The sequence below is a fragment of the Candidatus Arsenophonus nilaparvatae genome (assembly GCF_045346035.1).
Taxonomy (GTDB): Bacteria; Pseudomonadota; Gammaproteobacteria; order Enterobacterales; family Enterobacteriaceae; genus Arsenophonus; species Arsenophonus nilaparvatae.
In genome coordinates, this window is record NZ_CP158507.1 from 1 (window position 1) to 12,593 (window position 12,593).

8 protein-coding genes are annotated in these 12,593 nt (G+C 38.8%); 4 read left to right on the forward strand and 4 right to left on the reverse strand.

Features of this window, described 5'->3' with window-relative positions; translation table 11 throughout:
* Positions 1-100: 100 nt before the first annotated feature.
* From dnaA to gyrB, 4 genes are read left to right on the forward strand one after another with little or no spacing between them, the layout of a single operon-like run.
* Complete coding sequence (dnaA, locus tag WH390_RS00005; RefSeq protein WP_032115586.1) at positions 101-1,486, forward strand: chromosomal replication initiator protein DnaA; 1,386 nt, start codon at positions 101-103, stop codon at positions 1,484-1,486.
* Positions 1,487-1,490: 4 nt separating this feature from the next.
* Complete coding sequence (gene dnaN, locus WH390_RS00010; RefSeq protein ID WP_032115585.1) at positions 1,491-2,597, forward strand: DNA polymerase III subunit beta; 1,107 nt, start codon at positions 1,491-1,493, stop codon at positions 2,595-2,597.
* 12 nt (positions 2,598-2,609) lie between these two features.
* Positions 2,610-3,698, forward strand: a complete 1,089-nt coding sequence (recF, locus tag WH390_RS00015; protein ID WP_032115584.1) for a DNA replication/repair protein RecF — start codon at positions 2,610-2,612, stop codon at positions 3,696-3,698.
* A 25-nt stretch (positions 3,699-3,723) separates the two neighbouring features.
* Positions 3,724-6,138: a DNA topoisomerase (ATP-hydrolyzing) subunit B gene (gyrB, locus tag WH390_RS00020; RefSeq protein ID WP_032115583.1), complete on the forward strand. Its 2,415-nt coding sequence runs from the start codon at positions 3,724-3,726 to the stop codon at positions 6,136-6,138.
* Between the two features lie 47 nt (positions 6,139-6,185).
* Here the strand turns inward: gyrB and asd are convergent, their stop codons facing one another.
* The 4 genes from asd to glmU all read right to left on the reverse strand — a co-directional run bounded on the left by asd (position 6,186) and on the right by glmU (position 12,446).
* On the reverse strand, positions 6,186-7,301 hold the full coding sequence (gene asd / locus WH390_RS00025; RefSeq protein ID WP_032115582.1) for an aspartate-semialdehyde dehydrogenase: 1,116 nt from the start codon (positions 7,299-7,301) through the stop codon (positions 6,186-6,188).
* A 189-nt stretch (positions 7,302-7,490) separates the two neighbouring features.
* Positions 7,491-8,783, reverse strand: a complete 1,293-nt coding sequence (locus WH390_RS00030) for a glycoside hydrolase family 10 protein (RefSeq protein ID WP_032115581.1) — start codon at positions 8,781-8,783, stop codon at positions 7,491-7,493.
* Between the two features lie 312 nt (positions 8,784-9,095).
* Positions 9,096-10,928, reverse strand: coding sequence for a glutamine--fructose-6-phosphate transaminase (isomerizing) (gene glmS, locus WH390_RS00035; RefSeq protein WP_032115580.1), 1,833 nt, complete (start codon positions 10,926-10,928; stop codon positions 9,096-9,098).
* A 147-nt stretch (positions 10,929-11,075) separates the two neighbouring features.
* On the reverse strand, positions 11,076-12,446 hold the full coding sequence (glmU, locus tag WH390_RS00040) for a bifunctional UDP-N-acetylglucosamine diphosphorylase/glucosamine-1-phosphate N-acetyltransferase GlmU (RefSeq protein ID WP_032115579.1): 1,371 nt from the start codon (positions 12,444-12,446) through the stop codon (positions 11,076-11,078).
* Positions 12,447-12,593: the final 147 nt, after the last annotated feature.

Below are 12,593 nucleotides of genomic sequence, written 5' to 3' on the forward strand. Positions count from 1 at the left end.
TCACGCAAATTTTCGGTAAATCTTTTCTGGGGTATTAACAATTTTTATTACCTATTAAATTTAATAATTTTCCATTGGTCTTGTTTTAGGGGAGTCCGTCGTGTCATTTTCACTTTGGCAGCAATGTCTTGCCCGATTGCAGGATGAGTTACCTGCCACAGAATTCAGTATGTGGATACGCCCTCTCCAGGCAGAATTGAGTGATAATACATTAGCACTCTATGCTCCTAACCGTTTTGTATTAGATTGGGTAAGAGATAAATACATCAATAATATTAATGAATTATTGAGTGATTTTTGTGGTTCTGATGTGCCTGCATTGAAATTTGAAGTAGGTAATAAACCGCAAATAACCGCAAGCGGTACCTCAACGCATACCGTAGCAAATAAAACTATTTCGACGCCAATAAATTCAATAGTACGCCCTAGTTGGGATAAAACACAAGTTCAACCTGAAATCGCCTATCGTTCAAATGTGAACCCTAAGCATACATTTAATAACTTTGTCGAAGGTAAATCAAACCAACTTGCTCGTGCCGCTGCCAGCCAAGTAGCAGACAATCCTGGTGGAGCTTATAACCCGCTTTTTCTTTATGGTGGTACAGGATTAGGTAAAACTCACCTGCTTCATGCTGTAGGTAATAACATCATGGCGCATAAAGCGAATGCAAAAGTGGTTTATATGCATTCTGAGCGTTTTGTCCAAGATATGGTAAAAGCATTACAAAATAATGCGATTGAAGATTTTAAACGTTATTATCGCTCGGTCGATGCATTATTAATTGATGACATTCAATTTTTTGCTAATAAAGAGCGCTCTCAAGAAGAATTTTTTCATACCTTTAATGCGTTACTCGAAGGTAACCAGCAAATCATTCTGACCTCAGATCGCTATCCTAAAGAAATTAATGGAGTTGAAGATCGACTAAAATCTCGTTTTGGTTGGGGATTGACGGTTGCGATTGAACCACCAGAATTGGAAACCCGTGTTGCTATTTTGATGAAAAAAGCGGACGAAAATCAGATGCAACTACCTGATGAAGTCGTTTTCTTTATTGCCAAACGCTTGCGTTCAAATGTTAGAGAGCTGGAAGGAGCGTTGAATCGGGTTATCGCCAATGCTAACTTTACCGGTCGCGCAATTACCATTGATTTTGTTCGTGAAGCATTACGCGATCTACTCGCATTACAAGAAAAACTGGTCACTATTGATAATATTCAAAAAACCGTTGCTGAATATTATAAAATTAAAGTTGCTGACTTGTTATCCAAGCGCCGTTCCCGTTCTGTGGCGCGCCCGAGGCAAATGGCAATGGCATTAGCGAAAGAGCTGACAAACCATAGTTTGCCCGAAATTGGCGATGCCTTTGGTGGACGAGATCATACAACCGTACTCCATGCTTGTCGAAAAATCGAGCAGTTACGGGAGGAAAGTCACGACATCAAAGAGGATTTTTCTAACTTAATCAGAACATTATCATCCTAATGCTATGAAATTTACTATTGAACGTGAAAAATTACTCAAACCACTACAACAAGTTAGTGGTCCACTTGGTGGGCGGCCTACATTACCTATTTTAGGTAATTTATTACTGCAAGTCAGTGAAAAAACACTTTCATTAACAGGTACCGATCTAGAAGTAGAAATGGTCGCAAAAGTGATACTAACACAACCAGGTGAAAATGGTTCAATCACGGTACCTGCCCGTAAATTTTTCGATATCTGGCGTGGGTTACCCGATGGCTCAGAAATCAAAGTTACTCTTGAAGGAGAGCGTCTACTGGTGCGTTCCGGTCGTAGCCGTTTTTCGCTTTCGACTCTGCCTGCCACTGATTTTCCAAACCTAGACGATTGGCAAAGTGAAGTCGAATTTGAACTCCCTCAAACGACGTTAAAACGTCTAATTGAAGCTACCCAGTTTTCAATGGCACATCAAGATGTACGCTATTATCTTAATGGCATGCTATTTGAAACTGAAGGTAAAGAATTACGCACTGTCGCTACCGATGGCCATCGTTTAGCGGTCTGTTCACTCAATATTAATATTGATGAGAATTTACCAACTCATTCAGTGATTGTTCCTCGCAAAGGGGTAGTAGAATTTATGCGATTACTGGATAGTAGCGACGAGTCACTTAAGTTACAGATTGGTAGTAATAATATCCGAGCTCATGTTGGTGATTTTATTTTCACCTCAAAACTAGTTGATGGTCGTTTTCCTGATTACCGACGTGTTCTACCCAAAAATCCAGATAAAACATTGACCGCGGATTGTAATAAACTTAAACAAGCATTTTCACGAGCTGCAATTTTATCAAATGAAAAATTTCGCGGTGTACGCCTCTATATCAGCGAAAATCAACTTAAAATTACTGCAAACAATCCAGAACAGGAAGAATCAGAAGAAATTGTTGATGTTAATTATCAAAGCTCGATGATAGAAATTGGTTTTAACGTCAGTTATATCCTCGATGTTTTAAATACACTAAAATGTGAACAGGTTAATTTGTTGTTGACTGATTCAAATTCAAGCGTACAAATCGAAGATGTAGCTAGTAATGCGGCAGCTTATGTTGTTATGCCAATGCGTCTGTAATATCTAAATTCTATGATGCTTTCGCGTTTACTTATCCGCGACTTTCGTAATATAGAAAGTGCGGATCTACCATTAGCAACCGGTTTTAATTTTTTAATTGGGCCAAATGGCAGCGGAAAAACAAGTATTCTTGAAGCGATCTATACATTAGGACATGGTAGGGCTTTTCGTAGCATTCAAGCAGCACGTGTCATTCGTCATCAACAACATAATTTTGTTTTACATGGTCGTCTTGTTCCTATAGAGCCAGAATCACGTGAACTGACTTTGGGATTAAGTAAAGATCGTAACGGTGAAAGTAAAGTTCGCATTGATGGCAATGATGGGCATAAAATTGCTGAATTAGCTAAATTATTACCAATGCAACTAATAACTCCTGAAGGTTTTACCTTATTAAATGGTGGCCCTAAATATCGTCGAGCTTTTCTTGATTGGGGATGTTTCCACAATGAACCTCAGTTTTTTGCTGCCTGGTCTGATTTAAAACGGCTATTAAAGCAACGTAATGCAGCATTACGCCAAGTAAAAAGTTATAATGAGCTGCGTCATTGGGATTATGAACTGATCCCTCTGGCCCATAAAATAAGTGAATGGCGAGCCAGCTATATTGCAGGAATTACGAAAGATATTGAAAACACCTGTAAACAGTTCTTACCTGAATTTTCACTTAGCATCTCATTTCAGCGAGGATGGGATAAAGAAACCGATTATTCAGATATATTAGTAAGGCAATTTGAACGTGACCGAATGCTTACCTATACCGCATTAGGGCCACACAAAGCTGACTTGCGGATCCGCGTAGAAGGAATTGCCGTTGAAGATATCCTATCGCGCGGGCAGTTAAAATTATTAATGTGCGCATTAAAATTAGCACAAGGTGAATATTTCACCCGACAGAGTGGGCAAAGATGCTTATATCTGTTAGACGATTTTGCTTCTGAGTTAGATAAGGATCGCCGTCAATTATTAGCCGAACGGCTTAAAGCGACGCAAGCTCAGGTCTTTGTTAGCGCGATTACCATCGCGCAAGTTAAAGATATGTTAGATGGAAATAGCAGGATGTTTTGCGTAAAACATGGCAAAATAGAAGTTCAACCATAGGATCAGAAATTAGCGAGAAACGTTGATGTCGAATACATATGACTCCTCAAGTATCAAGGTATTAAAAGGGCTAGACGCGGTGCGTAAGCGCCCAGGCATGTATATCGGTGATACCGACGATGGTACAGGCCTTCATCACATGGTCTTCGAGGTTGTCGACAACGCTATCGACGAAGCCTTGGCAGGGTATTGTAGCGATATTATTGTAACCATACATACCGATAACTCCATCTCTGTTCTCGATAATGGACGTGGTATTCCAACCGATATTCATGAAGAAGAAGGTGTATCTGCCGCAGAAGTCATCATGACCGTTCTTCATGCTGGCGGCAAATTTGACGATAATTCCTACAAAGTTTCTGGTGGCTTACATGGGGTAGGTGTTTCTGTTGTTAATGCCTTATCAGAAAAATTAGAGCTAGCTATCCGTCGCGAGGGAAAAGTCCATGAACAAACTTACCAATTAGGTGTTCCACAAGCACCTTTATCGATTGTCGGAGAAACTGATGAGCGGGGAACCTATATCCGTTTCTGGCCAAGTTTGGACACATTTAAAACCGTTACCGAATTTGAATACGATATTTTGGCAAAACGGTTACGGGAGCTCTCTTTTCTTAATTCAGGTATATCCATTCGTTTAATTGATAAACGTGATAATAAAGAAGATCATTTTCATTATGAAGGTGGAATCAAAGCTTTTGTAGAATACTTAAGTCGGAATAAAACCCCAATCCATCCAAGTGTTTTCTATTTTTCGGCGGAAAAAGAGGGTATTAATGTAGAAATATCCATGCAATGGAATGACGGTTTCCAAGAAAATGTTTATTGTTTCACCAACAACATTCCTCAACGTGATGGAGGAACCCATCTGGTTGGTTTCCGTACCGCCATGACACGTACACTGAACAGTTACATGGATAAAGAAGGTTATCAGAAAAAATCCAAAGTTAGTGCTACTGGTGATGATGCCCGTGAAGGTTTAATTGCTGTCGTTTCTGTTAAAGTTCCCGATCCAAAATTTTCGTCACAAACAAAAGATAAGCTAGTTTCTTCCGAAGTAAAAACCGTTGTTGAAACGTTAATGAATGAGAAACTGGTCGAATATCTATTAGAAAATCCTAATGACGCCAAAATCGTTGTTAGCAAAATCATTGACGCCGCCCGTGCCCGCGAGGCTGCCCGTAAAGCACGCGAAATGACGCGCCGCAAAGGTGCCCTTGATTTAGCAGGATTACCCGGTAAATTAGCAGACTGCCAGGAGCGTGATCCGGCTTTATCAGAACTTTATTTAGTGGAGGGTGATTCCGCAGGCGGCTCTGCCAAACAGGGGCGTAACCGAAAAAATCAGGCAATTTTACCGTTAAAAGGTAAAATTCTTAATGTTGAAAAAGCGCGTTTCGACAAAATGCTCTCCTCACAGGAAGTCGCCACCTTAATAACTGCTTTAGGTTGTGGTATTGGCCGTGATGAATATGATCCTGATAAATTACGTTATCATAGCATTATTATCATGACCGATGCCGATGTCGACGGCTCCCATATACGGACATTGTTATTAACTTTCTTCTATCGTCAGATGCCAGAAATTATCGAGCGAGGCCATGTCTATATTGCTCAGCCACCTTTATATAAAGTGAAAAAAGGTAAGCAAGAACAATATATTAAAGATGATGAGGCGATGAACGAATATTTGATTTCAATCGCATTAGACAACACCTCGCTCTATACTAGCCCTCATGCCCCGGCATTGAAAGGTGAGCCATTGGAGAAGTTAATCATTGAATATAATGCTGCTCAAAAAATTATCAAACGTTTAGAGCGTGTCTATCCACTAGCTTTATTAAATAATCTTATTTATCAGCCTACCTTGGTAGAAGATGACTTGAAAGATAAATCCAAGATAGAAAATTGGATCAACATGCTAGTTAAGCGCCTAACCGATAATGAAGAACATGGTAGTACTTATAGTTATCATATTAATGAAAATAGTGAACGCCAATTATTTGAACCGGTTTTACGTATAAGAACCCATGGCGTTGATACTGATTACAATCTAGATTTCGATTTCATTCATGGTATTGAATATACACGCATAACTAAAATTGGTCAGCTAATAGGAGATCTGATTGAGGATGGTGCGTATGTGGAAAGAGGGGAGCGTCGCCAGACTATTTCTTCCTTTGAAGATGCATTGAACTGGTTATCAAAAGAATCACGCCGTGGCTTGATGGTACAACGCTATAAAGGATTAGGCGAAATGAATCCAGAGCAATTATGGGAAACAACGATGAACCCAGATACCCGCCGTATGATGCGTGTTACCGTTAAAGATGCCATCGCAACTGACCAACTGTTTACCACACTAATGGGTGATGCGGTTGAACCACGTAGAGCTTTTATTGAAGAAAACGCATTAAAAGCAGAAAATATAGACATTTAATTTCAAATGGCAAAACAAAAGCCCCATATCTAAATTGGGGCTTTTTATTATAGATAACTATCTAATATTTTTAACATACGGCGTAAAGGCTCTGCCGCTCCCCATAATAGCTGATCACCAATCGTAAAAGCGGATAAATATTCTGGCCCCATATTTAATTTACGCAAGCGTCCAACCGGAACATTTAAGGTGCCTGTTACTGCCGCAGGCGTTAACTCTTGAATAGTTAATTCACGCTCATTAGGAATAACGCGAACCCAATCATTATGTGCGGACAAAATTTGCTCAACATCCTCAATCGCAACATTTTTTTGCAATTTTAGGGTAAATGCCTGGCTATGGCAGCGTAATGCACCGATACGAACACATAAACCATCGACAGGAATAACATGACTAGCGGTATTTAAAATTTTATTAGTTTCAGCCTGCCCTTTCCATTCCTCACGACTTTGACCATTGGGCAATTGTTTATCTATCCAGGGGATCAAACTACCGGCCAATGGCGCGCCAAAGGCTTCTGTGCTCATCTTTCCACTACGGGTGAAGTCAGTGACTTTTTTCTCAATCGATAAAATCGCCGCCGCGGGATTTTGCAGTTCATTAGCAACCTGTGCATGTAACTCACCCATTTGCACTAATAATTCACGCATATTACGCGCACCTGCGCCAGAAGCCGCCTGATAGGTTGCGACCGAAACCCACTCAATCAAGTTCTCAGCGAATAAGCCAGCTAAAGCCATTAGCATCAAACTGACCGTGCAATTGCCACCAACAAAGGTTTTTATCCCTTCATTTAAACCCTGATCAATATATTGACGATTAACAGGATCAAGAATAATAATGCTATCCTCTTTCATCCGTAACGAAGAGGCGGCATCTATCCAATAACCTGACCAACCAGTCGCCCGCAGTTTAGGGTAAATTTGATCGGTATAATCTCCACCCTGACAGCTAATTATTACCTCTAATTCCTTTAATCCATCAAGATCAAAAGCATCTAGCAGTGTTGATTGATGTTGACCATATTTTGGTGCCAATTCACCATGTTGAGAGGTAGTAAAAAAAACAGGATTAATATTATTAAAATCACCTTCTTCCACCATTCGTTGCAGCAGTACAGAACCAACCATACCTCGCCAACCAATAAATCCGACATTTTTCATTTTTGTTATATCCAATCTGAATGTTGTTGCTAAGTAAAGTCGTCGCCATTTATAAACAATAATCGCAAATTGAAATCATTTATGCCATTTTTTAATACTGATTATTTAATAAATAAAAATCTATTTATAACTGATAAAACAAAACACCCAATATTAAGGGTGTTTTACTTAAAATAACGGTCAATAACTTTACTGCGCTGATCTATTCCAACGGGATTTAAGATATTTTACTGCCTCTGCTGTTTGCGGAGACTGAAGAAGCCCCTCTCTAAATAGGATTTCACCTTTTATTTCAGGTAATTCATCATTAAGATCGAGTTGTCTTTTTAGCTCCGGGACACCGCCGTCAAGAGACCAATCAGGCTCTGTTTGAGATGGCACTCCAACTTTATATAATGCCACCCCAATATACAATTTAGTGTTAGTCGATCTCACCACATCAGCCCACCATTTTGCAATCACATCATATTTGACAATTTCGCGGGCAAAAGGCCAGTAAATTTGCGGGGCTATATAATCTAATAAACCTTCTTTTACCCATAATCTGGTATCAGCATAGGCTCTGTCATAAGTAGGCCCACCAGCTTTAGTATCCGAGCCTCGTGGATCATCGGAAATATTTCGCCATACACCGCCTGGACTGATGCCAAATTTAATAGTGGGTTTTAACGAACGGATTGTTGAAGAAACCTCTCGAATCAACAACAAGGTATTATTTCTTCTCCAACTGGTTTTATCTAAAAATCCCTGACCGTATCGTTGAAACGTTGCCTCATCATTGAGTTTGGAGGAAGGAGTTTCATAATAGAAATAATCATCAAACTGTATGCCATCAATATCATAGTTTTTAACTAATTCAGCAACAATACTGGTGATCCAATTACGAACTTCTGGTAAGCCTGGATCAAGTACAAAACGGTCGTAGGCAGTTCGTATCCAATCTTTATGTAAAACATAAACGCTAGCAGGCGGAGAATTAAGTGTCTTTTGCAGTGAAGCAATGGTTTCTGGTTGCGTATCCATTGAAACCCGGTAGGGATTTAGCCAAGCATGTATTTTTAAATTTCTTTTGTGCGCCTCAGCAATAATAAACGCCAACGGATCATAACCTGGGTCTTTACCGACTACACCGGTAAGCACGTCAGACCAAGGGAGAATATGAGAATGATAAAGCGCAGTACCATCTGGTTTTACCTGAAAAAAAATGGTGTTAATGCCTAGCTTCACCAAATTATCCAGTTTATCCGTTAACTCTTTTTTCTGTACTTCAATTCTGAGCTTTTCTGAATCAAGGTTAACTGAAGAAAAAGAAGGCCAATCAAGCCGAGATACGGTCGTTAACCATACACCACGTACTGGTATATCTTGTTTAATCGTGGCCTTTTGCTCATCAGCTATTTTTTTATTATTACAACCAACAACTAAAAACAAGCAAAATAACGAAGTAATAAACCACTTTATCCCCTTTAATTGCAATAGCATCCTTGATTCCTTATTTTGTTTACAGTTAGGGTTTGATAAGCTGTGAGTATTGTTTAATTGATGGCATTATATTAATCAATTTATTAAATATTAAAATATTTATTTTTCAGGTAATCAATTACCAAAATAACTTAACTGAATAATAAATTTTTAGCTTGCTATTCTTTAATATTATTAAAAAAATACGCTAGAATGGAGCGTATTTTTTAGCATAGAAATATGTAATAAAAGGTAAAAATAAAAAAGCTATCTTAGTCTATTATATACAATAATTTATTGATAATAGCCTAAATATCACTCTTTATACCGAACTCACTCGACGGTCACAGATTTAGCTAAATTTCTTGGTTGATCAACATCCGTGCCTTTTATTAGCGCAACATGATAAGATAATAATTGTAGTGGAACGGTATAAAAAATCGGGGCAATTAGCTCTTCAACATGTGGTAATGGAATAATTTTCATATTTTCACTGTCAATAAAACCCGCGTCTTTATCAGCAAAAACATAAAGTAAGCCGCCACGAGCACGGACTTCTTCAATATTGGATTTTAGCTTTTCGAGTAATTCATTATTTGGCGCAATAATAATTACTGGCATATCGGCATCAATCAGTGCTAATGGGCCATGCTTCAACTCACCCGCTGCATAAGCTTCGGCATGAATATAAGAAATCTCTTTTAGCTTTAATGCACCTTCAACCGCTATCGGAAATTGATCACCTCGGCCAAGAAAAAGAGCATGATTTTTATCAGAAAAATCCTCTGCTAAATCTTCAATCATTTTTTCTTGCGATAACATACTGTCAATACGAGCAGGTAATGCATGTAATGCCTGAACAATGTCTTTCTCAAGAGTAATGTTTTTATCCTGCAAGCGAATCAGATAAGCAACTAATAATAATAAAACCGTCAATTGGGTAGTAAACGCTTTGGTGGATGCTACGCCAATTTCTGCACCAGCTTTTGTCATTAATGCAAAATCTGATTCACGGACTAAAGATGAGCCTAAAACATTACATATTGCCAACGATGCCAGATAACCAAGCTGTTTCGATAATCTTAATGCTGCTAAAGTATCCGCTGTTTCACCCGATTGAGAAAGGGTGATCAATAAGCTATTTTTACGTCTTGCTGGTTTGCGATAACGGAATTCAGAAGCAATTTCTACATCACAGGGTATACCTGCTAAAGATTCAAGCCAGTAACGGGCAACCATTCCGGCATTATATGAAGTCCCACAAGCAACAATTTGAATATGTTCAACCTGAGATAATAGATTTTGGGCTTTTTTATCTAATTCACTAAAAATAACACTATCATGCTGATCAAAGCGCCCTTCGAGGGTATTTTTTATTGCTAAAGGCTGCTCATAGATCTCTTTTTGCATATAGTGGCGATAAATTCCTTTTTCACCAGCATCATACTGAATATTGGATTCTATTTGTTCTCGTTCAACTTCTGAGCCTTGTTGATCAAAAATACGCACTGTCCGACGAGTCACTTCAGCAATATCACCTTCCTCTAAATAGATAAAACGACGTGTAACCGGCAAAAGCGCTAATTGATCGGATGCTAGAAAATTTTCACCAACACCTAAACCTATAATTAATGGGCTACCCGAACGCGCAGCCACTAGCAATCCAGGAGTACGGCTATCCATAATAACGGTACCGTAAGCGCCTTTTAATTGGGGGATAACACGCTGTACCACTTCTAGCAAGGTACCACCTTTTTGTAATTCCCAATGTGTTAAATGGGCTATAACTTCGGTGTCAGTTTCTGAAGTAAAAACATATTTTTGCTTTTTAAGTTGTTCACGTAGTTGTTGATAATTTTCAATAATCCCATTATGAACGACCGCAATATATTCAGATGTATGCGGATGGGCATTTTTTTTGCTTGGCTGACCATGCGTCGCCCAACGAGTATGCGCAATGCCTGTGCCACCAATTACAGCATGTTTTTCCACTTCATCTGCCAGGATCTGAACTTTACCCGTTTCACGTAATCGTGTCAGATTGGTTTTATCATCAACCACGGCTAAACCGGCAGAGTCATAACCCCGGTACTCCAGTCGACGAAGCCCTTCAATAAGAATTTCAGCTATATCGCGTTGTGCTACTGCACCAACAATTCCACACATCGGTTTTCATTCCAAAATAGAAGAGCATACAGCTCTTATGCTGTCGTAACCTGATTAATATATTCGGTTTTACCGTTCCCAAAGCCTGTAGATATTGGGTTTATTATTTATAAAATAGATGATTAATCATCACTATTTATTTTGCGACTATTTTTTCTTTATTGGACGCAGCCAATTGACAATATGCCGCTGTTTAACACGGCTAATAACAAGTTCATTTTCCTTAACATCATTAGTAAGCGTCGTTCCAGCACCAATAGTTGCCCCGTTAGCAATGGTAACCGGTGCAATTATTTGCGTATCTGAGCCAACAAAAACATTATCACCAATGATTGTTTTAAATTTATTAGCCCCATCATAATTACAAGTTATTGTTCCTGCGCCAATATTAACATCTCCACCAATTTCGGCGTCACCTAGATAACTTAAATGCCCTGCTTTAGAACCCGCACCTAAAGCGGTGTTTTTAACCTCAACAAAATTACCAATATGCACTTTATCTGCCAGTCTAGTCCCTGGACGTAAACGAGCAAAAGGGCCAATTGTACAGGCGGTAGATAATTCTGAATCTTCTATAACTGAATAAGCACTAATAATTGAATTATCATCTATCGTACAATTTTTTAATATACATCCGGCATGAATATGCACATTATTACCCAGTACAACATCCCCTTCAATAATAACATTAGTATCAATAATTACATTACGCCCGTGCTTTAATGTACCGCGCAAATCAAAACGAGCAGGGTCAATAATCATAACACCTGCCAATAATAATTTTTCTGCCTGTTCTTGTTGATAAATACGTTCAAGCGCCGAAAGCTGTAAACAGTTATTCACTCCTTCCATTTCACTCAATTTGGTAGGATGAACTGCATTTATTTTACAGCCTTCTTCATGCGCCAATGAAATGATATCGGTAACATAATATTCATTTTGAGCATTGTTATTATTAAGTTTTTTCAGCCATCGCTTTAAATCAGCACCATTAGCAACTAGTATACCGGTATTAATTTCGTTAATTTTAGCTTGATTTTCCGTTGTATCTTTTTGCTCAACAATGCCAATTACTTCACCTTTTTGACGAATAATGCGCCCGTAACCTGTCGGCTCATTAACGATTGCCGTCAATAACCCTATTCCTCCGTCAGGCTTAGCTTCTATTAATCGTTCAAGTGTTTCTTTTGTGATCAGTGGAGAATCACCATAAAGCATCAGGATATCTTCATCATCAGCAAAATAAGGTGCTGCTTGCTGCATTGCATGTCCTGTTCCTAATTGCTCTGCCTGTAAGATCCAATTAATAGATTGATTAGCTAAAACTAATTTAATTAAATCAGCACCATGACCATAAACTAAATGAATATTAGATGCCCCAAGTGATAATGATGTGTCGATAACATGCTGCACCATTGGTTTTCCTGCCAGTGGATGTAAAACTTTTGGTAAGTCAGAATACATGCGGGTACCTTTACCCGCCGCGAGGATCACAACACTTTTTGCGTTCATAGACATAAAACCTAATAACTCCATCAGTTAGGTAAAAGTAAAACTATTTATTGAACAAATTACTACATATTTCGTTCAAATAAAAAAGCTTACTATCTATATAAAAGAAAGGGAGCGAAACATAAATAAATTGTCTCACTCCCTGTATTTACC